Below are 25,138 nucleotides of genomic sequence, written 5' to 3' on the forward strand. Positions count from 1 at the left end.
GCCGAGTCTACCGGGGGCCGTGCGGCGCGCTTCGGGATGGCGAAGCGCCGTTACCTCACTCCCCCGCGGCCAAAAACTCCTTCAGCGACTCCGCCCCCCGCCCCGTCAGCCGCTCGACGTCGTCGCTCACCCAGGCGAGTTCGCCCGACGCGATCGCCGTGTACGTGCTCACCCACGCCTCGACCTGCCAGGCCGGAGCCCCGTAGTGCGCGCGTGAGGCGTAGGCCTCGTCGAGCGTCTCGTCGACGAACTCGATCTGCCCGCGCGACCCGTCGGCGCTCAGCACCCCGGCGACCTCGAGCAGACTGAGCGCCTCGGGCCCGGTGAGGTCGTAGGTCGCGGCGCGATGGGCGGCCGGATCCCGCAGGGTGTCCTGCAGCACAGCGGATGCCGACCGGGCCACGTCGGCCCGCGTCACCGAGGCGAGCCGTCCGTCGCCGGCGGGGCCGCGGATCACGCCGTCCTCGTCGGCCAGCATCGGCAGGAAGTCGGTGTAGAGGTTGTCGCGCAGGAAGGTGAACCCCATGCCCGAGTCGCGGATCGCCTGCTCGGTGGCGAAGTGGTCGCGACCCAGCGTGAAGACGGAGTCGGGCGCCGCGGCGAGGAACGAGGTGTAGACGACGTGCCGCACCCCGGCCGCGGCCGCTGCCGCGATGAACGAGCGGTGCTCGGCGACGCGGTCCTCGTTCTCGGCGGCCGAGACCATGAAGAGCAGCTCGACCCCTTCGAGGGCGTGGCGCGCGGCCTCCTCAGCCGAGTACTCGGCGACGGCGATCTCGACGGTGGGAGTGGATCCGTCCTGCGCGTCGCCCAGCTCGGGCGCCCTGGTGGCATCGCGCACGACGAGGCGCAACGGGATGCCGGCGTCCGACAGCATCCTGGCCACCCGCCCGCCGACCGCGCCGGTCGAACCCGTGACGGCGACGGGCGCAGTACCGGGCTGGTTCTCGCTCGCCCCACCCGCGGTCTCGTTCGTGATTTCGCTCATGCCCCGATCATCCTCCGTCCGACGGGTCCGACGCATCCGACGAACGGCTGAACGCGGAACTGCTGAACGCGGAACGACTGAACGCCGCATCGCCGCCCGCGAGCGTCGCCAGCTCCTCCCGCGCCGCATCCCGCCGCCACTTCGCGGCCGGCCGCCGGAAGAACGTCGCCGTGCGGTACTCCTCCTCGGCCGCGCGCAGCCGCACCTCGGCCGCGAGGAGCAGGGCGTCGCGCTCGAGGGCCGCGCGCTCGGCGACCGTGGGTTCGTAGAGGCGCTCGTGCCTGTCCTCGGCCGCGACGGCGATCCAGGATGCGGCGACCAGCGTGACCACACTCGTGATCCTGAACCAGAGCAGCAGCGCGATGAACACCACGAAGGTCGACAGCAGCGGGTTCTGCGTGGCGCCGTCCAGCAGCCGGCTGCCGAGCACCTGGAGGAGCGCATGCCCTGCCCCGCCCAGCAGCGACCCCACCGCCATCCGCCGCACCGTCAGCCGCGCGCCGGCGAGGAACCGGAACATCACCATCAGCGCCCCGACGTCGATCGCGAACACGACCAGCAGGCTGATCACGGTGACGAGCGCGCGGGTCCAGTCGTGCGAGGTGACGCCGACGAGGCCGAGCAGCCAGTCGATCGCCGAGGTGCTGATCACACTGAGGACGGCCGCCGCGAACAGCACCACACCCAGCAGCAGCGAGACGACGAGGTCGCGCGCCTTCAGGTAGAGGTAGGCCCGCCGGTCGCGCGGCATGCCGAAGATCGTGCGCACGGCGATGCGGGAGTAGGTGATCCAGCCGATCGCCGTCCAGACCAGCACGATCAGGGCGGCGATGCCGGTGATCGTGAGCACCGATCCGCTCGACTCCGCGACGCGGCGAAGGTCGTCGTCCTTGATGATGCCGTGCTCGCCGATCAGGCTCGGCACGTAGGTGTTGATCAGGCGCACGAGGGCGTCCATGGTCTCGCGCGACCCGGTCAGCCAGATGCCGGCGACCGCGAACACGATGTAGACGGCGGCGAACACGGCGAACAGCGCCTGGTAGCTCATGCCCGAACTGAGGATGAAGCCGTTGCCGGCGAGGAACCGGCGCCAGACCCGGGTCGGGAACAGGGCGAGGGTCTGCTGCGTGAGGTTCGTGACGCGGGCGATCGGCTCGTCGAACCGCTCCTGGATGCGCTGCTCGAGCCGGTCGCGGCGGTCGCGCAGGTTGGGCTGCTGCGGCCGGTCCGGGCGGTCGCGCGCGCCGTGCTGCTCGGGCGGCCGCGCTCCCTGTCCCCCCTCCGCCATGGCCACAGCCTACTGACGCGGATGCAGCGTCATCCGCCGCTGTTAGCGTTGCATCATGCGTGTTGCCACCTGGAACGTGAACTCCATCCGTGCTCGAGTCGGCCGGGTCGTCGACTGGCTGGTGCGAGAGGACGTCGACGTGCTCGCCATGCAGGAGATCAAGTGCAAGGAGTCGCAGTTCCCGTTCGAGGCCTTCCAGGAGGCGGGCTACGAGGTCGTGCTGCACGGCCTCAACCAGTGGAACGGCGTCGCCTTCGCCAGCCGCCTGCCGATGCACGAGGTGACGAACACGTTCACCGGGATGCCCGGCTTCGGCAAGGTGCTCGACGACGGATCGCTGCCACAGGAGGCCCGCGCCCTCGGCGTCACGGTCGACGGCGTGCGGCTCTGGAGCCTCTACGTGCCGAACGGCCGCGCGCTCGACGACCCGCACTACACCTACAAGCTGGCCTGGCTGCACGAGCTCGCCGAGCAGACCCGCTCGTGGATCGCCGCCGACCCCGCGCAGCCGCTCGCCCTGATGGGCGACTGGAACATCGCTCCGCTCGACACCGACGTCTGGGACCGCTCGGTCTTCGAGGGCTCCACGCACGTCTCGGTGCCCGAACGCGCGGCCTTCGCCGAGTTCGAGGCTCTCGGGCTGGCCGACGTCGTGCGCCCGCTGGTGCCCACGGGCTACACCTACTGGGACTACAAGCAGCTCCGCTTCCCGCGCAACGAGGGGATGCGGATCGACTTCATCATGGGCTCGCCCGCCTTCGCCGACCTGGTCACCTCGGCGCGCATCGACCGCGATGAGCGCAAGGGCGATGCCCCCTCGGACCACGTGCCGGTGGTCGTCGACCTCGAGCTCGCCCCCGAGGACGACGACGACCGCCCCATGATCTTCGGCTGACCCGAACGCCCGATCCGGGCACTGTCCGCTTCAGGGCACGGAGCGGGGGCGCTTCCCGCGCCATGGACGTCACCGGATGCGTGTATAGATGGAGCATGTCCACTCCGACGGTCGGCGCCGGTTCGCCGTTGACGCCCGGCCAACCCTGGCCTGACGCCCCTCAGAAGCGCTCGCGCCTGCGCACCTGGCTGACCGACGGGCTGACCGACAACACCGGCCGGCACCCCGGCCCGGGAGCCGCCAAGCCCGAGAAGACGCACTCCTGGTGGCGCGTGATGTGCCTCACAGGTGTCGACTACTTCTCGACCCTCGGCTACCAGCCCGCGATCGCCGCCCTCGCGGCCGGCCTGATCTCGCCCTTCGCGACGATCGTGCTCGTGCTGCTGACACTCCTCGGCGCCCTGCCGGTCTACCGCCGAGTGGCCCGCGAGAGCTACCGCGGCGAGGGTTCGATCGCCATGCTCGAGAAGCTGCTCCCCTGGTGGGGCGGCAAACTGGTCGTGCTGGTGCTGCTCGGGTTCGCCGCCACCGACTTCATGATCACGATCACCCTCAGTGCAGCGGATGCGACGGCGCACGCCATCGAGAACCCGTTCGCCCCGAGCTGGTTCGAGGGCAACCAGGTCATCATCACGCTCGTGCTGATCGCGGCACTGTCGGTCGTCTTCCTCCGCGGCTTCAAGGAGGCCATCAACATCGCGGTCGTGCTGGTCGCGGTGTTCCTCGTGCTGAACGCGATCGTCGTCGTCGTGAGCATCGCGCACGTCGCCGAGAACACCGTCGTGATCGACGACTGGTGGGCGGCGCTCTCCGCCGAACGCGGCAACCCGCTCGTCGTGGTCGGCATCGCCCTGATCGCCTTCCCGAAGCTCGCTCTCGGCCTCTCCGGTTTCGAGACCGGCGTCGCCGTGATGCCGCAGATCACCTCCGACCCCGCCAAGAAGGGCCCGGAGAAGGGCGAGACGACCGACGCGACGGGGGTGCCGGTCGGCCGCATCCGCGGGGCGAAACGCCTGCTGACCACTGCCGCCGTCATCATGTCGGCGTTCCTGATCACGTCGAGCCTTGTCACCACCCTGCTCATCCCGCAGAAGGACTTCGAGGCCGGCGGGCCCGCCAACGGCCGCGCGCTGGCCTACCTGGCGCACCAGTTCCTGGGTGATGGATTCGGAACCGTCTACGACATAGCGACCATCTCCATCCTGTGGTTCGCCGGTGCATCCGCTCTCGCCGGCCTGCTCAACCTCGTGCCCCGCTACCTCCCGCGCTACGGCATGGCCCCGCACTGGGCCGGTGCCGTGCGCCCGCTCGTGCTCGTGTTCACGGCCATCGCGGTGATCATCACGCTCGTGTTCCAGGCGAACGTGGATGCGCAGGCCGGCGCCTACGCGACCGGCGTGCTGGTGCTCATCACCTCCGCATCCGTCGCGGTCACGCTCTCGGCCGCGCGCAAGAAGCAGAAGGGCGCGACGATCGGGTTCGCCGTCGTGGCCGTGGTGTTCCTCTACACGACCGTGGCCAACGTGATCGAGCGGCCGGACGGCGTGCGGATCGCGGCCCTGTTCATCCTGGGCATCATCGTCGTGTCGATCGTCTCGCGGGTGAACCGGTCGTTCCAGCTGCGCGCGACCTCGGTCACGCTCGACGCGCAGGCGCTCGACTTCGTGCTGACGGATGCCGAGGAGTTCGACTCGGTGCGGATCATCGCGAACGAGGCCGACGACGGGTCGGCCGAGGAGTACCGGCAGAAGGTCGCCGAGGAGCGGCGCGACAGCGGGATCCCGCTCCGCACGCCCGTCATCTTCCTGGAGGTCTATCCCTCCGACTCGTCCGACTTCGAGGAGGACCTGGTCGTCGAGGGCGTCGCCGTGCACGGCTACCGGGTGCTGCGGGTGACCAGCGGTAACATCCCGAACACGATCGCGGCCGTGCTGCTCGAGATCCGCGACCTGACCGGGGTGGTGCCCGGCATCTACTTCGAGTGGACCGAGGGGAGCCCGATCTCGAACATGTTCAAGTTCCTGGTCACGGGCACCGGCGAGGTCGCCCCGGTCACCCGCGAGGTGCTGCGGCGGGCGGAGAAGGATCGCCGGCACCGGCCGGACGTGCACGTCAGCTGAATGCGGGCTGAGGGTGGGAATCCTAGGCGGTCTGTGGCGTTAATGAAGGTATGTCCACGAAGACTCTCACCATTGACAACCACGACGAGACCGTCGCCGACGGCATCGTCCTGATCGACTTCTGGGCCGACTGGTGCGGCCCCTGTAAGCAGTTCGCCCCGGTGTTCGAGAAGGCCTCCGACGAGCACGGCGACATCACGTTCGCCAAGGTCGACACGGAGGACCAGCAGCAGCTGGCCGCCTCGTACGGCATCACCTCGATCCCCACGCTGGTCGGCTACCGCGACGGTATCCCGATCTTCGCCCAGCCCGGCGCCCTGCCCGGCCAGGTGCTCGAAGACGTCATCTCGCAGGTCCGCGCCCTCGACATGGAGGCCGTGAAGAAGGACTACGCCGAGGCCGTCGCCAAGCAGCAGGCCGTGGCCGAGGAGCAGCAGCCGCAGCAGCCGGCGGCTGAGGTCTAGGCCTCGAGGCCTCGCACACGAAAAGGGCGCCCACGTCAGGTGGGCGCCCTTTTTTCGTGCTGTTTTCGCGCGCGGCGTGCGGGTCAGGCGGCCTGCTGCTCGGCGTCGATCCCGTCGAGGGCCTCGGCGAACTCGGCGAGGAACGCCGAGAGCTGCTCGCGGATCTCCGCATCCTCCTTCGGGTGCGTCTCCGCGAAGCGCACCATCGAGTTCGGCACCGCGACGGTGGTCGACTCGATCACGTTGGCGCCGGCGATGCCGTAGGCCTTGCGCGCTTCGTCCTGCGCCCAGATTCCGCCGAACTGGGCGAACGAGGTGCCGATGACGGCGACGGGCTTCGCCGAGATCGAACTCGAACCGAAGGGGCGCGACGACCAGTCGATCGCGTTCTTGAGGTTCGCGGGGAGCGTCCCGTTGTGCTCGGGGGTGACGACGAGCACGGCGTCGGCGTCGGAGATCGCCTGACGGTAGGCGACGACGGATTCGGGCAGCGCGCCCTCGACGTCGACGTCCTCGTTGTAGAGGGGCAGCTCGGAGTGTCCGCCGTAGAGCGAGAGCGCCAGGCCCTCGGGGGCGAGTTCGGCGGCGGCCTCGGCGAGCTGGCGGTTGGTCGAGCCGGAGCGCAGGCTTCCGACGAGCACGAGCACGTTCTTCTCGGTCATGGTTCTCCTTGTTGGGGATGAGGGTGGGCGCGGCGCTGTCGACCGGCATCCACTTCGTTTAACCGGACCGCGGTCCGTTTATTCCCCAACTCTTCGATCGCTCCCACCCCCCCGTCCGCCGACCCGGCCGCTGGAACCCCCGTGGTACTGTCCCTGCATGGACAGGTCCGGCCTCAGCCCCCTCGTCCCGCTCCTCGGCCCGCCGCCCGAACCCCTCACCCCGGAGCGCGCCGACGCCGCGCGCAACCGCGCCCGCCTGCTCGACGCGGCCCGGCGCATCCTGGATCAGGACGGCCCGGACGCCCTGACGATGGATCGGCTCGCGACCGAGAGCGGGGTGGGCAAGGGCACGATCTTCCGCCGGTTCGGGTCGCGCGCCGGACTGTTCGAGGCGCTGCTGGACGAGTCGGAGCGGGCGTTCCAGCTGCGGTTCCTGAGCGGGCCGCCGCCGCTCGGGCCGGGTGCGCCGGCCGTCGAGCGGCTGGTCGCGTTCGGTCGCGAGCGCCTGGCGACCTACTCGGTGGTGGCCGAGGTCATGCGGGCGGCCGAGCGTCCGGTCACCGAGCGGGCGGCGATCCCCGTGCGCCGGGTCGTCGAGGTGCACATCGCGCTGCTCGTGCGCGAGGCGGGGTACCCGGCCGACGTGCCCGTGCTGGCGTTCAACCTGATGGCGGTGCTGGATGCGATCGTGCAGCTTCCCGGCGACGAGATCACGCGCATGCTCCCGCGGTTGAGCGACGGGTGGGAGGAGCTGGTGCGGCGGGTGCTGCGAGGGTGACACGGCGGATGCGGGTGCGGGCCGCCGCGTGTGCCGGTGCCGCGCTGCCGATCGCTGGAGACCATGTTGCCCGTGGCCACATCGACGTACGCTCGGGCCATGAGCGGTTCCGCACCTACGCCCTACCACCACGGTAACCTGCGCACGGCGCTGCTCGAGCGGGCGGGCGAGACGCTCGCCGCCGAGGGAGCCGACGCCCTGACCCTGCGGCGCCTCGCCCGCGAGCTCGGCGTGAGTCACGCGGCGCCGGGCCGGCACTTCCGTGATCGGCGGGCACTGCTCGACGCGCTCGCCCTCGAGGGGTACGCGGCGCTGAACGCGCGGCTCGAGGCGTCAACGGATGCGGCGGGCCCGGTCGACCCGCACGGTGCGTCGCGGTTCTCCGCCGTCGCGCGGGCCTACCTCGGTTTCGCCGGTGAGCACGGGCCGCTGATGGAGGTGATGTCGCGGTCGGTCTTGTCGCCGTCGGTTTCGTCGCCGTCGGTCTCCTCCCCTTCGGTCTCGGGGTCGGGCACCGCCGAGGCCGATGGGGCCGACGCGGCCGCTCGGCTCGCTGCGGCACGACGCCGCGGTCTCGAACTGACGGCGTCGTCGATGCGCGAGGACTCCGGCCCCGTCGACCCCCGGCGCGGGCTGATCGCGTTCGCACTGATCCACGGTCTCGCGCAACTCGCCGCCGAGGACCTCCTCGAGGGCCACCCGCTCGACGACCTCGTCGATCTGGCGGTGGACACGGTCTGGAGAGGACTCGAGACCGACGCCGGCCGAGGCACCAAGGCCGACGGCGATTCCGGGGTCGACGCATGACCGGCGTGACGCGGGCGGTCTTCGTCACGGGCGTCTCGGGGTCGGGCAAGTCGACGATCGGCTCGCTGCTCGCCGCCCGCCTGGGGTGGTCGTTCGTGGATGCCGACGACCTGCATCCGGCCGCCAACGTCGCGAAGATGGCCGGCGGCATCCCCCTCGCCGACGACGACCGCTGGCCCTGGCTCCGTGCGGTCGGAGCCGAGGCCGAACGCCTCTCGGCCACCGCCGCCGGTCCCGAACCCGCTCACCCGCTCGCCCGCGAGGAGGCGGGCGCGGCGGAGGCGGGCGCGGCGGGCGACGTCGCGCATCCCACCGGGGTCGTCGTCGCGTGTTCGGCCCTGCGGCGGGTGTACCGCGACCTCTTGCGCGAGGAGTGCCCGGGGGCGGTGTTCGTGCAACTGATCGGAGCCTCGGGCCTGATCGCCGCCCGCCTCTCGGCCCGGGTCGACCACTTCATGCCACCGTCGCTGCTCGACTCGCAGCTCGCCGCGCTCGAGCCGCTCGCCACCGGCGAGGCCGGCGTCGCGGTCACCGTCGGAGCCACCCCCACCACCGTGGTCGACGCCATCGTCGAAGCCCTGCACCTCACCCCGCCGCCCGCATCCTGACCGCCGCGCGCGTGAACCGCGCAGCAGCCACGAAGGCGGCAACGACAGCGCAGCTACAGCCGCGCGTCAGAGCTCGATCAAACGCACATCGCGCAGCACGCCCGCATCCGCCGTCGCCGTCATGAAGGTGCGGTGGGGCTGGCGGCGGCGATCCGTCGGGGAACCGGGGTTCAGCAGCAGCATCCCCGCCGGCGACGTCGTCTGCCAGGGGATGTGGCTGTGGCCGAAGACCAGCACGTCGGTGTCGGGGAAGAGCGCATCCATCCGCCGCTCCCGCCCGGTCGCCGCCCCCGTCTCGTGGATCATCGCGACCCTCAGCCCCTCCACCTCCACCCGCGCCACCTCGGGCAGGCGCGCCCGCAGCCCGGGCCCATCGTTGTTGCCCCACACGCCCACCAGCCGCGCTGACCGCTGCTCGAGCGCATCGAGCGTGGCCTCGTCGACCCAGTCGCCGGCGTGGAAGACGAGGTCGGCCGCATCCGCCGCCCGCCAGACCTCGTCGGGCAGCACCTTGGCGCGCTTGGGCAGGTGGGTGTCGGCGAGCAGCACGATCGAGGTGACCATGCCCCACATCGTGCCACCGCTTCGGCCGGGCCACCCCTAGGCTCGAACGCGGGAACCCTGAGCGGAGGTGGGGCGATGGCCGGCGGCGAAGGCGGCAAGAGCGGTGAGCGCGGCGACGAGCTGCGCGCCGCAGCCTGGGAGCTCTACGGCCTCCCCCCGTCGGATTTCATCGCCGCCCGCAACGCCCGCGCTTCGGCGGCGACGAAGAGCGGCGATCGCGCGCTGGCCGCCCGCATCCGCTCTCTCGTCAAGCCCACGGTCGCCGTCTGGGCGGTCGGTGCCCTCGTGCGCCATCGCGCCGACGACATCGACGCGCTCCTCGACCTCGGGGAGCGGATGCGCGAGGCCAGCGACCCCGACACCGGCGTCGATCGCGACGCCCTCCGCACCCTCGGTCGCGACCGTCAGCGGATGCTCGCCCACCTCGCCGACGAAGCCCGCACCCTGGGTGGCGAACTCGGCGCCGCCGTCTCGCCCAGCGCGGCCCTCGATGTCGAGCAGACCCTGCAGGCCGCCCTCGGCGATCCGCGCGCCGCGGCCGTGGTGCGCAGCGGACTCCTCACCCGCACCCTCGCCCCCGCCGGCTTCGGCGAGGTCGACCTCGAGGGCGCGCTCCCCGACGCGCTCGACGCCCAGGTGCTCGACGGGCTGCCGGAGCATTCCGCCGACCGCCCCCTCCGCGCGGTGCCCCGTCCGGCCGCCGAGGGCGCGACGACGGGGTCCGGGCCGGGGAAGAGCCGATCGACCAAGGACGGTCTGGCCAAGGACGGTCTTGCCAAGGACGGTCTTGCCAAGGACGGATCGGCAGACGCCGGGCCTACCAAGGCCGACCGGGCCGCCGCCGATCGCGCGGCCCGCCGGGAGCGCGAGCGCGCCGAGGCCGCCCGCGACGCCGAGGAGACCCGGCAGGACGCGGAGGATGCCGCGAACGAGGTCGCCGCGCTCGACCTCCGCGCGGACGAGCTCCGCGACCGCCGCGAGCACCTGGCCGACGAGCTCCGCGAGCTGAAGCAGCGCATCGAGGAGCTCACCGACCAACTCGGCGACACCACCTCCGAGGCGGCGTTCCTCCGCCGCAAGCGTGCCGCGGCCCAGCGCACCGCCGACGCCGCCCGTCGAGCGGCCGACCGCGCCCGAGCCCGCCTAGACCGCCTCGACGACTGACCGCCCCGCCCGGCCCCACCGCTCCGACGGCCTACCACCTAGGCCGCCCACCCCAGAAACGCCCGACCTCACTCCCGAACGGAATGAGAATCCCACCCCTCATCGACGTAGTGCAGCCGAACCCCCACTTTTTCATTCCGTTCGAATGGGCACCCCTCCCGAACGGGCTGAAGATCGCACTCATATCGACGTGGTGCACGCCTGAACGCGATCTTCAGCCCATTCGAACAGCACGAGCCACCCGCCAACCTCACGCCCCTACGCCAAGAACGCCGCAACCCCCACGAGCACCGGCACCGACCCCAGCGTCGTCAGCAGCACCGTGTCCCGCGCCACCCGCACCCCGCGCTGGTACCGGGCCGCGAAGTTGTAGATGTTCTGGGCCGTCGGCAGCGCCGACAGCGTCACCACCGCGAACACCTGCTCGGGCGCGAGCCCGAACACGAACCGCGCCGCCACGAATGCGACCGCCGGCATCACCACGAGCTTCAGCACGCTCGCGACCACGATCTCCGCCCGCCCCGCCCCGGGCTCGAGCGGCTTCTGCCCCACCAGCGACATCCCGAACGCGATCAGCACCACGGGCACCGCAGCCCCGCCGATGAGGTCGAACGGCGCCATCACCGCATCCGGCAGCACCACGCCGCAGAGCGCCAGCACCAGCCCGACCAGCGACGCGATGATCATCGGGTTCCGGAGCGGCTGCGTCAGGATGCTCCCCACCGACACCCGCCCCCGCGTCGAGATGTCGAGCACGGTCAGCACGATCGGAGCCAGCACGATCAGCTGCAGCAGCAGCACCGGCGCGACCAGCTGCGCGCTCCCCAGCACGTAGCTCGCCACCGGCAGCCCGATGTTGTTCGCGTTGACGTACGCCGATCCCGCCGCCCCCACCGTCGTCTCCGCGACCGGACGCCGGAACCAGATCCGCGACGCGACCACGAACAGCCCCGCCGACACGACCACGGCGATCACCGTCACGAGCAGCGAGGCCGAGAACACGGTGGCCGGATGCGAGCGGGCCAGCACCGCGAACAGCAACGCCGGCGTGGCCACGAAGAAGGCGAACCGGTTGAGCACCGCCTCCGAGCCCGAGGGCAGCACGCCGCTGCGCTGCACCACGTACCCGACCAGGATGACGAAGCCGATGATGCCGAAACCGGTCAGCACTCCGAGCATCGTCCGTCCCCTCCGAGTCCGACTCAGGTCTCAGTCGTCAGCGCGCGAGCGCCGACGCCATGGCCTTCTGCAGGAACGGCTCGAGCGTGAACGCGAAGGTCCGCGTGAGGTGGTCCGGGTCGCGGTAGACGTTCGCCCCGCCGATCACGGCCGCGCACTCCTCGGCCGTGCAGTAGGTGTCGCTGAAGTCGAGCAGAGTCACGTCCTGCCCCTGGGCCACGGCTCCCCGCGCGGCGACCGCGATCGGGTCGAAGGCGGCGAGGCCGTCCTCGCGCGGCTCCGCGCACGAGGACTCGGACTCGGTGCGCAGGCACTTGTTCGGGTCGTCCTCCCAGGCGGGGTTGTCGACCACGGTGACGATCGGAGTGCCCTGGCCGAGTACCTGCTGCCACGCCTCGCCGTACCCGGCGACCGCCGCCTGGCCCTGCGGCGAGGCAGCAGACCCGTCGGCATCCGCCGCGTCGATCAGGCCGGTGGTCGCCTCTTCGTCGGCCGAGAGCGCACGGTCGGTCAGCGCCGCCGTGAACACCGCGTCGAACGGTGTGTGCGCCGCGAGCTGCGCGGTCAGCACGCCCCGCCAGTCGTCGCACGAGCGGGCGAAGGCGTCGCTGCCGCCGAGCGGGGTCGTCGACCACGGGCATCCGCCCTTGAGGTACGTCGTGAGGCGCCAGCCGTTCTGCTCCGCCATCTGGATGAACGGGTCCATCAGGGCGTAGGCGTGGCTGTCGCCGATCAGCGCGATCTGCGGCGCATCCGTTGCCTCGCTGCCGAAGGTGCAGTCGCGCACGCTCGCGTCGTTGAGGGTGCTGAGGCACTCGGGGTGCTCGGGCCGGTCGGCGTTGCCGAAGCCGGGGCTCGGGATGATCTGTCCCGCCAGTTCGGGGTTCACGCAGAGCGGGTCGATCGGCGCGACGCCGTCGGTGGGGCCGGATGCGGCGCCGAAGCAGGCGGGCGGGTTGGCGAGCGTCTCGGCCAGCTGGGTCGCCTCGGTGTCGTACTTGGGCTGCTGCACGGCCCAGGCGCTGCCGACGAAGAGGCTCGAGACGGCCATCGCGGCGACCACGCCGATCAGGGTCACGCGCGGGCGGCGGGTGGTGAAGAAGCGCCACTTCCGCGCCGGGTCTTCGATGAAGCGCTTGGTCAGCCAGGCGATCACGAAGCAGAAGAGGAACAGCGCGATGCGGTTGAGGGTGCTGAGCCCCCAGCCCGGGATGTAGGGCGCGATGATGATCAGCGGCCAGTGCCAGAGGTACAGCGAGTACGAGATGTCGCCGATGAAGCTGACGGGGCGGAAGCTCAGCACGCGACCGGCGTCCCAGGGCTTCTCGCGGTGGTGCGCCACGATGATCGCCGCGGTGCCGAGCACCGGGATCGCGGCCATGTAGCCCGGGAACGGCGTCGACGCGGTGAAGAAGTAGCCGCAGCCGAGCACGACGGCGATGCCGCCCCAGCCCAGGATGTTCGACTGCCAGGCCTTCGTGGGCCGCAGCCTCGGCAGCAGCGCGAGCGCGCCACCGACCGCGAACTCCCACACCCGCGTGTACGTGACGAAGTAGGCCCCCGCCGGGTCGGTCGCGGTGACGAACACCGAGAGCGCGAACGAGACGACTCCGACCACGGCGAGCACGGCGATGAGGCCGACCCACTTGCGGCGGCCGAGCACCTTGACGGCGAACACGGATGCTCCGAGCAGCAGCACGGGCCAGAACAGGTAGAACTGCTCCTCGAGCGACAGCGACCAGTAGTGCTGCACGAGGCTGGCCTCGTTCGCGGCCGCCAGGTAGTCGACGGAGTTGGCCGCGAGGACCCAGTTCTCCACATAGAAGGTCGAGGCGAGGATCTCGCGGACGTTCTCGGTCAGACTCGACAGCGGCATGATGAACAGCGTCGCGAGGCTCGCGAAGACGAGCACCGTGATGGCGGCCGGGAGGAGTCGGCGGGCCCGCTTGGCGTAGAAGCTCGGCAGCGCGATGCGGTCGGTGCGCTCGAGCTGGCGGGAGAGCTGCTGGGTGATGAGGAAGCCGGAGATGACGAAGAAGACGTCGACGCCGATGTACCCGCCGGTGAGCCGGCCGGGCCAGAAGTGGTAGACCACCACGAGCAGCACGGCGATCGCGCGCAGGCCCTGGATGTGCGGGAGGAAGTGGGCGGGCGTCGGGGCGCCCGCCTTGCGGGCCGCATCGGCGGTGGCGGCGTTCGCGCCGGCGGCGTTCGCACGTTCGCGCTGCGCTCTCGAAGACCGGCGGCTGCTCGGGGCGGGGTTCGCCGCGGGCGCGGGCGTCTGGTTCTCCATCGCGTCTCATGCTACGCGAGGGGTACCTGAGTGCCCGGGAGACCCCGCCGGGTCACGCCGCGAGGAACCGGTCGGCTGTCCGCAGCCCCATGGCCATGATCGTGATCGCCGGATTCGCGATCAGCGAGCTCGGGAAGACGGAGTTGTCCGAGACGAAGAGATTCGGCACATCGTGTGACCGGCCGTCCGGATCGACCACCGAGCGATCCGGATCCGTTCCCATCCGACAGGTTCCCACGGTGTGCGCCGTGCGCGCCAGCACCCGGGTCGACCGCGCGCCGGCGGCTTCGACGATGGCCGTCATCGTGGCGATCGCGTGCTCGTCGATCGCCGTCTCGTTGGCGCCCGCCGAGAACGAGATCCGTGCCTTGGGGATGCCGTGCTCGTCGAGCTCACCGGTCAGCTCGAGCCGGTTCCCGTCGGCCGGCAGGCATTCGGCGTTGATCCCGACCCCGGCCATGAAGGGGTAGTCGTCGATCGCCTCGAGGAGCTCCCGCCCCCACAGCCCCGCCCCGCGCACGAGCGACGTGGCGAAGGTGAGCGGCATGACACCGAGACTCTGCATCAGGTAGCCGCCCGCGAAGTCCACGCCCGCGGGCCGCACCATGTCCTCGCTGATGATGGATGACGGGTAGCCGCGGTAGCCGCGCATCTCGGTGTCGAATCGCCCCCACACCTGCGTCGCGCCGTGCACCATGAAGTTGCGGCCGACCTGGCCGCTGCTGTTGCCGACTCCGGTGTGCAGGAGCAGTCGTGCGCTCTCCACGCCCCCGGCGCACAGGAAGACGTTCGCGCAGCGCTGTCGGTGGTCGCGACCGTTCTGGCGGTAGACGACGGCGGTGATCCGGCCCACCGCATCCCGCTCGAAGCCGTGCACCATGGCCTCGGCCCGGATCTCTGCGCCGGACGAGACCGCGGCCGGCAGATAGGTCGTGTCCATACTGGCCTTCGAGGCCGTCCGGCAGCCCTGGTGACAGGCGCCGCACGAGATGCACGCCTGACGCAGGCCGTACCGATCCTGATCGTGGTCGCGGGTCAGTACCGCGGCCGGTGCATCCGTCGCTCTGATGCCGATGGCCTCGCAGCCGCGCACCATCATGTCCGAGGACGCGTTCCGCGCGGTGGCCGGGTAGGCGTATCGCCGCGATGGGTCCCACGGGTAGTCGGCGGGGCCGGAGACACCGATGACGCGCTCGACCTTCTGCAGGTAGGAGGTGAGCTCGTCGAAGTCGACCGGCCAGTCCTCCCCCACGCCCGAGTCCGAGCGCAGGCGGATGTCGGCCCGGGTGGGCCTCGGAGCGAAGGCGCCCCAGTGCAGCGTGGAGCCCCCGACGCCACGGCCGCTGTTGTTCTGGCCGAACGCGGTCGGGTCCTCGCCTCCGCTCAGACGCTCCGACATCCAGTTGATCTCGACGGCCTCGGTCTCATCCGTCGTGTAGCCGTTCGGCTCGAAGTTCGGGCCGGCCTCGAGCGCCACGACACTGAGCCCGCGTGCCGCCAGAGCGGCGATGATCGGCGCCCCGCCCGCTCCCGTGCCGATGACCACCGCGTCGACGACGGTCTCGCTCGAATGGATGCGCATCGCAGTCAGGTTCATGCTCGCCCTCCCGGGGTGTCGAGGAGATCGAATCGCGGTTCCCAGCTCTCCCGCTCTCCGGCGGAGAGGACCCGGAAGCCGAGCTTGCGCGGGGCGTCGCCCCCCGTCGCGAACCCGTCGAAGCCGACGCGCGCGAGCGAGGCGGGATGGGCCAGCCAGAGCCGCGTCAGATCGGCGCAGGCGTCTTCGAACCACGTGCCGAGCTGCGCCGCCGTCAGTTCCGCACCGGGAGGCGAATACTCGGATGCGGCGACCGCCTGCAGCCGGGCGTCCTGATCCGCGGGGGTCTGGTCCTGCAGTCCGCCGAGAGCGGTGAGGGCGAGCGAGTATGCCTCCGGATCGGTCGGGAGCTCCGCGCTCCGCCAGCCGTCACCCTCGCCGCGTGCGAGCTGGGCGTCGAGCCTTGCGGCGAGGTCGATGGCTCGGCCCTCCTGCGGCACGACTCGATCGGCCACGGCGCGCAGCGTCACGAGCTGGTCGGGCGTGAGGCACGTCGGGCGGTAGGACGCGTCGTCGGCGAGCAGCCGCCGGGCGAGGATGCCCCGAGTGCGCGAGCTCGTCCGCGGCGACGCGATGACCCTCGCGAAGTCGGCCGGCACCTCGGGTCCGGCGAAGGCCGCGCCCTCGGCGAACGCGGCGATGAGTGCGGCCAGGGCGGCCACGCCGCCGCGGGGCACGAGGTTCGCGGGCGCCCCGGGCGCCTCGAAGGATGCACGGGGAACGGCAGTCTCGTGTCGCTCCGGGAGGCCCGCGGTCTCGCGCACCGGTGACGGCGAGGCGAGCTCCACCGCGCCGGCCAGGCCGAACACGGAAGCCGTGCCGTCGAGCACGCGAGTTACGACGGCCGAGACGATCTCGCCGTAGCCGGAGCGTGCGCAGATCAACCAGCGCGACAGCGCCTGCTCCGAGATACCCCGGAGCACGTGGTCGGCGGCCTCGTCGACCGCCGCCGGGGCGGATCCGTCCGCGCCGACGACACCGGGAACGTCGATCGAGAGGATGCCGAAGCCGGCCGACAGCTCGTCGACCAGGCCGTCGATCGCCCGATCGGTCGCACCGGTCGCACGCAGGAACACCAGTGTCCGCCGCGAGGGGAGTTGTGCTCCTGCTGCGTCCGCCACGTCAGGCGGCGTCGAGGCTGTCGAGGATGAGGTCCTGTTCGGTGTATCCGAACCGGGCCTTGACGTAGTCGAGAACGTCGGGGTGGACGAGGGTGGTGATGGTCGGGATGGTGTCGTTCACGAGAGGCTCCTCGGAGTGCGTGGCCCGGTTATCGGGTCGGTCGGATTATGTGCCTAGTTGAACTAGACATTAGACAGACTAATAATAAAATCGACGAACGCATCCCATTGACATCGTGCCCGGTAGCCGATATGAGTCGGGTGCGGAATGGTTGGCACGCTCCCGCCCTGGCGATAATCCGCGCGTCAGCCGCGCGGGCGCGCAAAGAAGCCGCGTCAGGGTCAAAGAAGCCCGGATGCGTTGCACCTAGGCTCGGTAGGACGACCGATCGGAGGTTCAATCATGTCCGCACATCCCGCCGCTCCCGCATCCGCCGCAGCCGAGTCCATCATCGGAGAACCCGAGGTCGTCGAGGACGAGACCAGCACGGCTGCCGAGCTCGTCTCCTCCCCCTACTGGCTCGCCCTGAAGGACGCGGTCGCCCGCGTGCAGCCCCTCCAGGCGAAGGACGGCTCGGTCCCCGACCCGGTCGACCACGCCGAGGCCCGCGAGCTCGTCGCCCAGATCGTCGAGGGCATCGCCGGGCTCGCTCCGCGCTTCCCGCACGACGACGAGTACCTGCGAGCGGTCCGCGCCGACTTCGCCGCCTGGGCCGAGGCCGGCTTCGGGGTGCCCGACTTCCTCAGCTCGCTGGTGGCGTTCCGGCCCGAACGGCACCGCGTCGACGGCGCCCGCCACCTCGTCGTGTTCCCGATGTACACGCAGAACGGCAGCACCGACCGTCACGTCGAGGCCGTGCTCGTCGAGGTGCTCTGGCCCGATTTCATCGCCGACCTCGAGGCCGGCGACTACTCGAACGCGCTTTTCGTGCCCATCCGCTTCCTCGACTTCACCGCCGGGTACGACACGAACTCGGCCGTGCTCTTCCCTGAGTCGGTCGCCACCTCGAGCATCCCCACGTACACCTGGGGTGCGATCTTCGCCGACCGCGAGGCCGCGCGGTTCCGTCGGGTGGTGCGGGAGGCGGCATCCGTCACCCGGCTCGACCTGCCCGAGGATGCCGAGCGCCTGCTCGGCGACCAGCAGCTGGCCGAGCGCACCTTCGTGATGTGGGACCTCATCCACGACCGCACCCACATGCGCGGCGACCTTCCGTTCGACCCGTTCATGATCAAGCAGCGGATGCCGTTCTTCCTCTACTCGCTCGAGGAGCTGCGGTGCGACCTCGCGGCGTTCCGCGAGGCGGTGCGCATCGAGCGGCGCCTGGCGGCCGAGGGCTCGCCGCTCGGCGATGCGGATGCCGAGCTCCTCGACCACGCGAAGCTGGTGCAGTACGCGGTGCTGTTCGACCGCATCTTCCGCTTCGCGATCACGGGCTCGCGGGTGCGCAACTACGACGGTCTCGGCGGGCAACTGCTGTTCGCGTGGCTGCACCAGCGCGGGGTGCTGCACTGGACCGACACCCGCCTCACGATCGACTGGCCCGAGGTCGCCGACGCCGTGACCGCGCTCGGCGACGCGATCGACGAGCTCTACTGGCGCTCGATCGACCGCCCGAAGACGGCGCACTGGCTCGCGGCCTACGCGCTGATCACCTCGACGCTCACGCCGAACCCCGCGTCGGTCTGGGCGCGGGGTCCGCAGGCGCTGCCGCTCGACGGGCCGCCGCGGGGGCTCACGGATGCCGTGCTCGACGACGAGTTCCCGCTCTCGATGTTCTACGAGGCGCTCGACAAGAAGATGCGCACCGTGATCGAGTCGACCGCGGGCATCACGGGAGCCTGACGCGTCGTCGAGAAGTCACTTTTACGTCTACCCACACGGTTTTGGACGTGAAAGTGACTTCTCGGCGAGGGTTCGAGGAGGATGGGGGCCATGAGCGAAGAGACCAACGGGGTGCGCGGGCGACGGGTCGTCGTGGCCGGCGCGACCAGCGCATCCGGAACCGCCGTCTGCACGGCCCTCACCGCGGCGGGCGCGACCGTGATCGCGGTGGGCACCTCGGCCGAGAAGCTCGACGCCCTGCGCGACCGGGTGCCCGGAGTCCGCACCGAGGTGTGCGACCTGGGCGACAGCGCCGCGGTCGACGCCCTCGCGGCGCGCCTCATGGGCGACAGGGCGGGCGCGGCCGTCGGCGGCGTCGACGGCCTCATCCACCTCGTCGGCGGCTGGGTCGGGGGCAAAGGCATACCCGGCCAGACCGACGAGGCGTGGGAGGCCATGGAGCGCGGCTTCCGCACCCTCCGCAATACGACCCGGGCGTTCTACCCGGCACTGCTGGCCTCCGACGCGGGCCGCGTCGCGTTCGTCTCGTCGACGACCGTGAGCGCCCCGACCGCATCCGGTGCCTCGTACACCGCCTCGAAGGCGGCGGGCGAATCGTGGATGCGGTCGGTCGCCGACGGCTTCCGTCGCGATGCCGCCTCGCGCACCGCAGAACTCACCACGGCCGCCACGATCTTCGTCGTGAAGGCGCTCGTCGACGACGGCATGCGGGCGGCCGACCCGTCGAAGACGTTCCCCGGCTTCACCGACGTGGCGGCGCTGGCCGACGCGATCGTCGCCCTGTGGACGAGCCCGGCTTCCGAACTCAACGGCGAACGCATCCCGCTCACCGGCGACTGACCGGGCCCGGACACCCTGGTCCGTGGCCCGGCCGGCGCCCGCGTCACTGGGCCGCGTAGCCCCCGTCGACCAGGTGGTAGCTGCCCGTCACGAACGAGGCGGCGTCGCTGGCGAGGAACGCGACGAGCCCCGCGACCTCCTCCGGCGTGCCGAGCCGCCCGAGGGCGTGCTTGGCGGCGAGCGCCTCCTGGGCTTCGGCCGACAGGTTCGCGTCGACGAGCGGGGTGTGGATGAAGCCGGGCCCGACCGCGTTGACGCGCACCTTCTGCGCACCGTACTCGAGCGCCGCGTTCTGGGTCAGGCCGGTCAGCCCGTGCTTGGCCGTGACGTAGGCCGACGACATCGGGATGCCGACGGTCCCGAGCACCGAGGCCATGTTCACGATCGAGCCGCCGCCGTTCGCGGCCATCGCGGGCAGCTGGGCCTTGAGGCCGTAGAAGACCGCGTTGAGGTTGATCTCGATCACCTTGCGCCAGCTGTCGAGCGAGTAGTCGCCGATGGTCGCGGCCTCGCCGCCGATGCCGGCGTTGTTGACCGCGATGCCGAGGGGCGCCAGCTTCTCGGCCGCCGCCACGCTCTGCACCGCGAACTCGGGGTCGGTGACGTCGCCCACGAGGGCCTCCGCCGTTCCGCCGGCCGCGCGGATCTCGTCGACGACCGCCCGGGCGGTCTCCTCCCGCAGGTCGGTGACGAGCACGGCGGCACCGCTCTTCGCCAGTTCGAGCGAGACGGCCCGGCCGATGCCGGATCCGCCTCCGGTCACGATCGCGGATCGTCCTGCGACGTCGTAGACAGCCATGGGATGCTTCTTCCTGTCGGGCTCCCGGCTCCGTCGGGAGCGATCATCGTCGATTACCTGCACACCGTAGTCCCGTCGGCTCCGTTTCCCCTCCGTCTCGGAGTGCAAGATCCGGCCTGCACGTCGACCTCGGCTTCCTCCCCCTCGAGACGGATGTGGCTGTCGGAGGCCCTCGCTACCGTTGAGTCATGTCCGCACCCACCGCACCGCGCCCCCGTGGCGAATGGATGCGGCGCGGCGACTGGGTGCGGCCGCGCCCGTCCGCATCCGGGTACCGTCGTGACGCGGTGGTCGCCGGGGTGCTCGCGGTCGCCGCCTGGGTGAGCTCGTTGCTCTACCTCGGGGCGGTCGATCAGCCGCACGCCCCGCCCTGGGCCACCGCGATCTGGGCGGTGGTGATCGCCGGCTCGCTGGCGTTCCGGCGGCGGATGCCTGAACTCGTGGCCCTCGTCGTCTCGGTCACCTTCGTGACCGGGCAGTACAACGGCGTCTACGAGCAGCTTTTCGCCAACATCTGCCTCTTCCTCGCCATCTATTCGGTGGGGGCCTGGGGCCACAACCGGATGCTCGCGACCGCCGTCCGCGTCGTGATCACCACCGGCATGGTGCTCTGGCTCGTCGGCGTGCTGGTCTATCAGGCGATCACACCCGACTCGATGCCGGGCGTCTCGCACGACGGCGTCACCTCGCAGTTCCTGGCCATCGGGCTGATCCAGATCATCACCAACCTGCTCTACTTCGGGGCCGCGATCGTCTTCGGCAACGCGGCCTACTCCGCGGCCGAGGAGCGCGAGGCCCTCACCGAGCGCACCGCCGAGCTCGAGCGCGAGCGCGAGGTCAGCAGCCGCCAGGCCGTGGCGCTCGAACGGGTGCGGATCGCGCAGGAGCTGCACGACGTCGTCGCCCACCACGTCTCGGTCATGGGTCTGCAGGCGGGGGCGGCCCGGCGCATCCTGAGCAAGGGTGCCTCGGCGGTGGCGGGCTCGGCGGCATCGGGCTCGGGGGTGACGGGCTCGGCGGTGGCGGGTTCAGAGCCGGCAACGGGCGTACGGACTGACCCGAACCCGGACCCGCGGGTGATCGAGGCACTCGGCGTGATCGAGTCGAACGGGCGCGAGGCGGTCGACGAACTGCACCGGATGCTCGGGGCGCTGCGGCAGGAGGAGCCCGGCCCCGAGGGCGGGCCAGGCGGTTCCGGTCGAGACGCGTCGGGTCTGCCCTCGGCGAGCCGCTCCACGTCGACCCGGGGCGTCGAGCAGTTGCCCGAACTGATCCGGGAGGCGGAGGCGACGGGCCTGCCGATCGAGTGGACGACGATCGGCGAAGCCCAGCCCGTTCCTCCCGCCATCGGGCTCACGCTGTACCGGATCGCGCAGGAGTCGCTCACGAACGTACGGAAGCACGCCGGGCCACGAGCGACCGTCGACCTGCGCCTCCGCTACCTGCCCGGGGCGGTCGAGCTCGAGATCAGCGACACCGGCGCGGGAGTCGCGGCGGCCGGCGGCGCCGGCCGAACGGCTGCGAGTGCGGGCGGGGCGAATGCGAGCGGCACGGGTGCACTCGGTACGGGTGCACCCGGTGCTGGTGCGGGTGGTGGTTCGGCGTCCGGCGCGCTCGGCGCTGCATCCCGGCGCGGTCTCGGGCAGATCGGCATGCGCGAACGCGTGAACGCCGCGGGCGGAGAGCTCGAACTCGGCCCACGGTCGCGCGGCGGCTACCGGGTGCGTGCGCGGCTGCCGCTCGGCGCGCCCCGAAGGGAGGATCTGGGATGACGGATGAGATCGCCGGACCGATCCGGGTCGTGCTCGCCGACGATCAGGATCTGGTGCGGGTGGGGCTGCGCATGATCCTCGAGTCGGAGGACGGCATCGAGGTCGTCGGCGAGGCGCGCAACGGTGTCGAGGCGATCGAGGTCGTCACGGCGCTCGCGCCCGACGTGGTCTGCATGGACGTGCAGATGCCCGAGCTCGACGGGCTCGCAGCGACACGGGCGCTCATCGCGGCCGGGAGCCCGACGGGCGTGCTCGTGCTCACGACCTTCAACCGCGACGACTACCTCTTCGAGGCGCTCGAGGCCGGGGCGAGCGGGTTCGTGCTGAAGAACTCCTCGCCCGAGGAGCTCGTCGCGGCCGTGCAGGTCGTGGCCCGCGGGGATGCGCTGCTGTCTCCGGACGTGACCCGGCGCGTGATCGAGACGTTCACCCGCACCGGGCCGGCTGCCGGCGGCCGCGACTCGGCGAGCGCTTCGGCTGGCCCGGCTGCTTCAGCCGCTCAGGCTGCTCCGGCATCCCATCCCCCGCACGAACTCGCGGCGACATCGTCGGCGACGGCCGAGCATCCGCGGCTGTCCGAGCTCACCGACCGCGAGCGGGAGGTGCTCGAGCTGATCGCGCTGGGGCTGTCGAACGCCGAGATCGCGGCGCGCCTGTACCTCGGCGAGGCGACGATCAAGACGCACGTGTCGAAGGTGCTGCAGAAGCTGGGCCTCCGCGACCGCATCCAGGCCGTCGTCTTCGCCTACGAGAACGGTGTGACGGTACCCGGGGGCGACCCGGCGCCCTGAGTCACGGCCACCCGAGGGCGTCGCCGGGGCCCGAGGGGGTACCCGCGCTCGAAAGGGCTACTTCTTCTTGTTGGCGTTCGAGACGACGTCGGCCGAGTGATCCTGGCGGTCGCCCTTGGCCTTCTTGTCGGCGCGCTTCTCTTTGAGCGAGCGAGCGGCGGGTTTGGCGACGGCCTTGCGTGCGGATTTCTCAGCCATGATGCTTCCTTCGTCGGAGCACGATGGCTCGGTACCCGAAGGGTATGCCCCCGGGGCCCCGCCGTCCGACCATCCCCCGCATTGCCAGCCGATCCCCACCCCGCCCGCGTCCCTCATCCTCCCGGCGGAGCCAACATCCCCACGCCCATCCTCCCGGCGGATGCCCCCGATCACCCCGCTCCGTAGCGTGGATCGTGCAGGACGACCCTCCACGGAAGGAGCCCCCATGCTCGAGATCGACGACGTCTCCCGCAGCTTCGGCACCAGGAAAGTGCTCGACCGCGTGAGCTTCACCGTCGGCGACGGCCGGATGACCGGCTTCGTCGGCGGCAACGGTGCCGGCAAGACCACGACGATGCGCATCATCCTCGGCGTGCTCTCGAGCGACACCGGCACGGTCACGCTCGACGGCGTGCGCCTGACCCCCGCCGACCGCGCACTCTTCGGCTACATGCCCGAGGAGCGCGGGCTCTACCCGAAGATGAAGGTCGCCGAGCAGATCGTCTACTTGGGCCGACTGCACGGGATGAGCGACAAGGCCGCCCGCGCCAGCACCGACGGCCTGCTCGACCGCCTCGGCCTCGGCGAGCGCGGCGGCGAGACCGTCGAGAGCCTCTCGCTCGGAAACCAGCAGCGCGCCCAGATCGCCGCCGCGCTCGTGCACGACCCCGACGTACTGGTGCTCGACGAGCCCTTCTCGGGCCTCGACCCGATCGCAGTCGAGACCGTGCAGGCGGTGCTCTCCGAGCGGGCGGCGGCCGGTGTGCCGGTTCTCTTCTCCTCCCACCAGCTCGACATCGTCGAACGTCTCTGCGACGACCTGGTGGTGATCGCGGGCGGCACGATCCGGGCCAGCGGGTCCCGGGAGCAGCTCCGCGACGAGCACTCCTCGCCCCGCTACGAGATCGAGGTCTCGGGTGATGCGGGATGGATCCGCGACGTCCCCGGCGTCCGCGTGATCGAGCTCGACGGCGCCTACGCGCAGTTCGAGGTCGCAGCGACGGCGGCCCACGCCGAACCCGCCGTCGCTGCGACCGCGACCTCGCTCGCCGCGCAGGCCGTCCTCGCGCGCGCCGTCTCGACCGGTGCCGTCGCCCGGTTCGCCCCCATCCGCCCCACCCTCGCGCAGATCTTCAAGGAGGTCGTGAAATGAGCACCCTCTCCCCCACCGCAGGTCCGACGCCGCCCACTCGCGCCGGCCGCGCCGGCCGCCCCGACCGCCCGTCGAGCCCCGGCGTCGTGCAGGCCACCTGGCTCGTCGCCCAGCGCGAGATCACGATGCGGCTGCGCAGCAAGGCCTTCCTCATCTCGACGGCGGTGCTGCTGCTCGCCATCCTCGCCTCCATCGTGGTGAGCGGATTCCTCGGCGCCTCCGCCGCATCCTCGGCCACGAAGGTCGCGACCGTCGGCCAGACCTCCGCGGTCGTCGAGGGCGTGCAGGGACTCGAGGTCACCCAGGCCGACTCGGTCGAAGCCGCCGAGCAGCTCGTGCGCGACGGCACCGTCGATGCCGCGATCGTGCCCGCCGAGGGCGACGCGGGAGCGGCATCCTCCCTCCCCTATGAGGTGGTCGCCCTCGACTCCACCCCCACCGGAGTCGTCTCCCTGCTGAGCGTCACCCCGACGGTGCAGCTGCTCGAGCCGTCCGACGACAGTGACGGCCCCCTGGCCTACATCATCGGCATCGCGTTCGGCATCGTGTTCTTCATGTCGGCCGTGACCTTCGGCTCGACCATCGCGCAGAGCGTGGTCGAGGAGAAGCAGACGCGGGTCGTCGAGATCCTGCTCTCCACGATCTCGGCGCGCGAACTGATGGCCGGAAAGGTGGTCGGCAACAGCATCCTGGCCTTCGGGCAGATCGCCCTGATCGCGGTGATGGCCGTACTCGGGCTCACGATCACGGGTCAATCCGCGCTGCTCGGACTGCTCGGCCCCGCCATCGCCTGGTTCGTCGTCTTCTTCGTCTTCGGCTTCGTGCTGATCGCGGCGCTCTACGCGGCGACGGCGGCCCTCGTCTCGCGGCAGGAGGAGGTCGCCTCGGTCACCTCCCCCGTCACGACGCTCGTGATGATCCCGTACTTCCTCGTCATCTTCTTCAACTCGAACGAGACCGTGATGGCGATCATGTCGTACGTGCCCTTCTCCGCCCCGATCGGGATGCCGCTTCGGCTGTTCCTGGGCGACGCCGCGTGGTGGGAGCCGCTCGTCTCGCTCGTGATCCTCGTCGCGACGACGGCGCTCGTGATCGCGCTCGGCTCGCGGATCTACTCGAACTCGCTGCTCCGCACCGGGGCGCGGGTGAGCCTGAAGGACGCCCTGCGCGGCTGACCGGACGCCGGTGTCGGCGGGGTTTGAGACACTGGA

The 25,138-nt window shown here is 71.1% G+C and carries 23 protein-coding genes; 13 read left to right on the forward strand and 10 right to left on the reverse strand.

The annotated features are described in order from the left end of the window. Positions 1 to 55: 55 nt before the first annotated feature. Both HSO01S_RS06745 and HSO01S_RS06750 read right to left on the reverse strand, forming a co-directional pair. Positions 56 to 988 (reverse strand): SDR family oxidoreductase, encoded by a 933-nt coding sequence (locus HSO01S_RS06745; RefSeq protein WP_066039804.1) that lies wholly within the window; start codon positions 986 to 988, stop codon positions 56 to 58. A gap of 7 nt (positions 989 to 995) precedes the next feature. Then, positions 996 to 2,276: a YihY/virulence factor BrkB family protein gene (locus HSO01S_RS06750; protein WP_066039805.1), complete on the reverse strand. Its 1,281-nt coding sequence runs from the start codon at positions 2,274 to 2,276 to the stop codon at positions 996 to 998. Positions 2,277 to 2,331: 55 nt separating this feature from the next. Here HSO01S_RS06750 and HSO01S_RS06755 point away from each other — a divergent pair, with 55 nt between their 5' ends. The 3 genes from HSO01S_RS06755 (at position 2,332) to trxA (ending at position 5,755) form a co-directional block, all read left to right on the forward strand. Continuing rightward, positions 2,332 to 3,171, forward strand: a complete 840-nt coding sequence (locus tag HSO01S_RS06755; RefSeq protein WP_066039806.1) for an exodeoxyribonuclease III — start codon at positions 2,332 to 2,334, stop codon at positions 3,169 to 3,171. Between the two features lie 95 nt (positions 3,172 to 3,266). Further along, on the forward strand, positions 3,267 to 5,291 hold the full coding sequence (locus tag HSO01S_RS06760; protein WP_066039807.1) for an APC family permease: 2,025 nt from the start codon (positions 3,267 to 3,269) through the stop codon (positions 5,289 to 5,291). 50 nt (positions 5,292 to 5,341) lie between these two features. Next, positions 5,342 to 5,755, forward strand: coding sequence for a thioredoxin (gene trxA / locus HSO01S_RS06765; protein ID WP_066039808.1), 414 nt, complete (start codon positions 5,342 to 5,344; stop codon positions 5,753 to 5,755). An 83-nt stretch (positions 5,756 to 5,838) separates the two neighbouring features. On the opposite strand, the gene HSO01S_RS06770 is transcribed toward trxA, so the two are convergent. Continuing rightward, on the reverse strand, positions 5,839 to 6,417 hold the full coding sequence (locus HSO01S_RS06770) for an NAD(P)H-dependent oxidoreductase (protein WP_066039809.1): 579 nt from the start codon (positions 6,415 to 6,417) through the stop codon (positions 5,839 to 5,841). A 157-nt stretch (positions 6,418 to 6,574) separates the two neighbouring features. On the opposite strand from HSO01S_RS06770, the gene HSO01S_RS06775 reads away from it, so the two are divergent. From HSO01S_RS06775 to HSO01S_RS06785, 3 genes are all read left to right on the forward strand, one after another. Next, positions 6,575 to 7,195 (forward strand): TetR/AcrR family transcriptional regulator, encoded by a 621-nt coding sequence (locus HSO01S_RS06775; RefSeq protein WP_066039810.1) that lies wholly within the window; start codon positions 6,575 to 6,577, stop codon positions 7,193 to 7,195. Between the two features lie 99 nt (positions 7,196 to 7,294). Next, a complete protein-coding gene (locus HSO01S_RS19610; protein WP_066039811.1) occupies positions 7,295 to 8,002 on the forward strand; it encodes a TetR/AcrR family transcriptional regulator in 708 nt (235 codons plus the stop codon). After that, on the forward strand, positions 7,999 to 8,610 hold the full coding sequence (locus HSO01S_RS06785; protein ID WP_066039812.1) for a gluconokinase: 612 nt from the start codon (positions 7,999 to 8,001) through the stop codon (positions 8,608 to 8,610). The genes HSO01S_RS19610 and HSO01S_RS06785 overlap by 4 nt, the downstream gene beginning before the upstream one ends. A 66-nt stretch (positions 8,611 to 8,676) precedes the next feature. Here the strand turns inward: HSO01S_RS06785 and HSO01S_RS06790 are convergent, their stop codons facing one another. Continuing rightward, on the reverse strand, positions 8,677 to 9,174 hold the full coding sequence (locus HSO01S_RS06790) for a metallophosphoesterase family protein (RefSeq protein ID WP_066039813.1): 498 nt from the start codon (positions 9,172 to 9,174) through the stop codon (positions 8,677 to 8,679). A gap of 75 nt (positions 9,175 to 9,249) precedes the next feature. Between HSO01S_RS06790 and HSO01S_RS06795 the strand changes: the two genes are divergently transcribed. Further along, on the forward strand, positions 9,250 to 10,338 hold the full coding sequence (locus tag HSO01S_RS06795) for a hypothetical protein (protein WP_066039814.1): 1,089 nt from the start codon (positions 9,250 to 9,252) through the stop codon (positions 10,336 to 10,338). 258 nt (positions 10,339 to 10,596) lie between these two features. Here HSO01S_RS06795 and HSO01S_RS06800 read toward each other — a convergent pair whose 3' ends face one another. From HSO01S_RS06800 to HSO01S_RS06815, 4 genes are read right to left on the reverse strand one after another with little or no spacing between them, the layout of a single operon-like run. Further along, positions 10,597 to 11,517 carry an AEC family transporter gene (locus HSO01S_RS06800; RefSeq protein WP_066039815.1) on the reverse strand — a complete coding sequence of 307 codons (921 nt, stop codon included), beginning with the start codon at positions 11,515 to 11,517 and terminating at the stop codon, positions 10,597 to 10,599. Positions 11,518 to 11,554: 37 nt separating this feature from the next. Beyond that, entirely contained in the window at positions 11,555 to 13,810 is a 2,256-nt protein-coding gene (locus HSO01S_RS06805) for an acyltransferase family protein (RefSeq protein WP_066039816.1), read from the reverse strand. 52 nt (positions 13,811 to 13,862) lie between these two features. Beyond that, positions 13,863 to 15,407 (reverse strand): GMC family oxidoreductase, encoded by a 1,545-nt coding sequence (locus tag HSO01S_RS06810; RefSeq protein ID WP_066039817.1) that lies wholly within the window; start codon positions 15,405 to 15,407, stop codon positions 13,863 to 13,865. After that, positions 15,404 to 16,528 carry a hypothetical protein gene (locus HSO01S_RS06815; RefSeq protein WP_157078948.1) on the reverse strand — a complete coding sequence of 375 codons (1,125 nt, stop codon included), beginning with the start codon at positions 16,526 to 16,528 and terminating at the stop codon, positions 15,404 to 15,406. Before HSO01S_RS06815 ends, HSO01S_RS06810 begins: the two co-directional genes overlap by 4 nt. Before the next feature lie 403 nt (positions 16,529 to 16,931). Here HSO01S_RS06815 and HSO01S_RS06820 point away from each other — a divergent pair, with 403 nt between their 5' ends. Together HSO01S_RS06820 and HSO01S_RS06825 are read left to right on the forward strand one after the other, a co-directional pair. Further along, positions 16,932 to 18,374 carry a DUF6421 family protein gene (locus tag HSO01S_RS06820; protein WP_066039819.1) on the forward strand — a complete coding sequence of 481 codons (1,443 nt, stop codon included), beginning with the start codon at positions 16,932 to 16,934 and terminating at the stop codon, positions 18,372 to 18,374. Between the two features lie 90 nt (positions 18,375 to 18,464). Then, positions 18,465 to 19,214: an SDR family oxidoreductase gene (locus HSO01S_RS06825; protein WP_066039820.1), complete on the forward strand. Its 750-nt coding sequence runs from the start codon at positions 18,465 to 18,467 to the stop codon at positions 19,212 to 19,214. Between the two features lie 43 nt (positions 19,215 to 19,257). Here the strand turns inward: HSO01S_RS06825 and HSO01S_RS06830 are convergent, their stop codons facing one another. Beyond that, complete coding sequence (locus tag HSO01S_RS06830) at positions 19,258 to 20,013, reverse strand: SDR family NAD(P)-dependent oxidoreductase (protein WP_066039821.1); 756 nt, start codon at positions 20,011 to 20,013, stop codon at positions 19,258 to 19,260. A gap of 188 nt (positions 20,014 to 20,201) precedes the next feature. On the opposite strand from HSO01S_RS06830, the gene HSO01S_RS06835 reads away from it, so the two are divergent. After that, positions 20,202 to 21,785, forward strand: a complete 1,584-nt coding sequence (locus HSO01S_RS06835) for a sensor histidine kinase (RefSeq protein ID WP_157078949.1) — start codon at positions 20,202 to 20,204, stop codon at positions 21,783 to 21,785. Next, entirely contained in the window at positions 21,782 to 22,576 is a 795-nt protein-coding gene (locus HSO01S_RS06840) for a response regulator (RefSeq protein ID WP_066039823.1), read from the forward strand. The genes HSO01S_RS06835 and HSO01S_RS06840 overlap by 4 nt, the downstream gene beginning before the upstream one ends. Before the next feature lie 57 nt (positions 22,577 to 22,633). Here HSO01S_RS06840 and HSO01S_RS19025 read toward each other — a convergent pair whose 3' ends face one another. Beyond that, positions 22,634 to 22,774 carry a hypothetical protein gene (locus tag HSO01S_RS19025; protein WP_169799954.1) on the reverse strand — a complete coding sequence of 47 codons (141 nt, stop codon included), beginning with the start codon at positions 22,772 to 22,774 and terminating at the stop codon, positions 22,634 to 22,636. Between the two features lie 226 nt (positions 22,775 to 23,000). Between HSO01S_RS19025 and HSO01S_RS06845 the strand changes: the two genes are divergently transcribed. Beyond that, entirely contained in the window at positions 23,001 to 23,927 is a 927-nt protein-coding gene (locus tag HSO01S_RS06845; protein WP_066039824.1) for an ABC transporter ATP-binding protein, read from the forward strand. Further along, positions 23,924 to 25,102, forward strand: coding sequence for an ABC transporter permease (locus HSO01S_RS06850; RefSeq protein WP_084361409.1), 1,179 nt, complete (start codon positions 23,924 to 23,926; stop codon positions 25,100 to 25,102). The genes HSO01S_RS06845 and HSO01S_RS06850 overlap by 4 nt, the downstream gene beginning before the upstream one ends. The last annotated feature ends 36 nt before the right edge of the window (positions 25,103 to 25,138 follow it).

This window comes from Herbiconiux solani NBRC 106740 (assembly GCF_001571005.1).
GTDB lineage: Bacteria > Actinomycetota > Actinomycetes > Actinomycetales > Microbacteriaceae > Herbiconiux > Herbiconiux solani.

Excerpts from the sequence above, each read along its gene's own strand:
- HSO01S_RS06800 (WP_066039815.1), bottom strand. The coding sequence starts at position 11,517 with ATGCTCGGAGTGCTGACCGGTTTCGGCATCATCGGCTTCGTCATCCTG.
- HSO01S_RS06845 (WP_066039824.1), top strand. The coding sequence starts at position 23,001 with ATGCTCGAGATCGACGACGTCTCCCGCAGCTTCGGCACCAGGAAAGTG.
- HSO01S_RS06820 (WP_066039819.1), top strand. The coding sequence starts at position 16,932 with ATGTCCGCACATCCCGCCGCTCCCGCATCCGCCGCAGCCGAGTCCATC.
- HSO01S_RS06830 (WP_066039821.1), bottom strand. The coding sequence starts at position 20,013 with ATGGCTGTCTACGACGTCGCAGGACGATCCGCGATCGTGACCGGAGGC.
- HSO01S_RS06785 (WP_066039812.1), top strand. The coding sequence starts at position 7,999 with ATGACCGGCGTGACGCGGGCGGTCTTCGTCACGGGCGTCTCGGGGTCG.
- HSO01S_RS06840 (WP_066039823.1), top strand. The coding sequence starts at position 21,782 with ATGACGGATGAGATCGCCGGACCGATCCGGGTCGTGCTCGCCGACGAT.
- HSO01S_RS06775 (WP_066039810.1), top strand. The coding sequence starts at position 6,575 with ATGGACAGGTCCGGCCTCAGCCCCCTCGTCCCGCTCCTCGGCCCGCCG.
- HSO01S_RS06810 (WP_066039817.1), bottom strand. The coding sequence starts at position 15,407 with ATGAACCTGACTGCGATGCGCATCCATTCGAGCGAGACCGTCGTCGAC.
- HSO01S_RS06850 (WP_084361409.1), top strand. The coding sequence starts at position 23,924 with ATGAGCACCCTCTCCCCCACCGCAGGTCCGACGCCGCCCACTCGCGCC.
- HSO01S_RS06805 (WP_066039816.1), bottom strand. The coding sequence starts at position 13,810 with ATGGAGAACCAGACGCCCGCGCCCGCGGCGAACCCCGCCCCGAGCAGC.
- HSO01S_RS06750 (WP_066039805.1), bottom strand. The coding sequence starts at position 2,276 with ATGGCGGAGGGGGGACAGGGAGCGCGGCCGCCCGAGCAGCACGGCGCG.
- HSO01S_RS06795 (WP_066039814.1), top strand. The coding sequence starts at position 9,250 with ATGGCCGGCGGCGAAGGCGGCAAGAGCGGTGAGCGCGGCGACGAGCTG.
- trxA (WP_066039808.1), top strand. The coding sequence starts at position 5,342 with ATGTCCACGAAGACTCTCACCATTGACAACCACGACGAGACCGTCGCC.
- HSO01S_RS19025 (WP_169799954.1), bottom strand. The coding sequence starts at position 22,774 with ATGGCTGAGAAATCCGCACGCAAGGCCGTCGCCAAACCCGCCGCTCGC.
- HSO01S_RS06835 (WP_157078949.1), top strand. The coding sequence starts at position 20,202 with ATGTCCGCACCCACCGCACCGCGCCCCCGTGGCGAATGGATGCGGCGC.
- HSO01S_RS06755 (WP_066039806.1), top strand. The coding sequence starts at position 2,332 with ATGCGTGTTGCCACCTGGAACGTGAACTCCATCCGTGCTCGAGTCGGC.
- HSO01S_RS06760 (WP_066039807.1), top strand. The coding sequence starts at position 3,267 with ATGTCCACTCCGACGGTCGGCGCCGGTTCGCCGTTGACGCCCGGCCAA.
- HSO01S_RS19610 (WP_066039811.1), top strand. The coding sequence starts at position 7,295 with ATGAGCGGTTCCGCACCTACGCCCTACCACCACGGTAACCTGCGCACG.
- HSO01S_RS06745 (WP_066039804.1), bottom strand. The coding sequence starts at position 988 with ATGAGCGAAATCACGAACGAGACCGCGGGTGGGGCGAGCGAGAACCAG.
- HSO01S_RS06770 (WP_066039809.1), bottom strand. The coding sequence starts at position 6,417 with ATGACCGAGAAGAACGTGCTCGTGCTCGTCGGAAGCCTGCGCTCCGGC.
- HSO01S_RS06790 (WP_066039813.1), bottom strand. The coding sequence starts at position 9,174 with ATGGTCACCTCGATCGTGCTGCTCGCCGACACCCACCTGCCCAAGCGC.
- HSO01S_RS06825 (WP_066039820.1), top strand. The coding sequence starts at position 18,465 with ATGAGCGAAGAGACCAACGGGGTGCGCGGGCGACGGGTCGTCGTGGCC.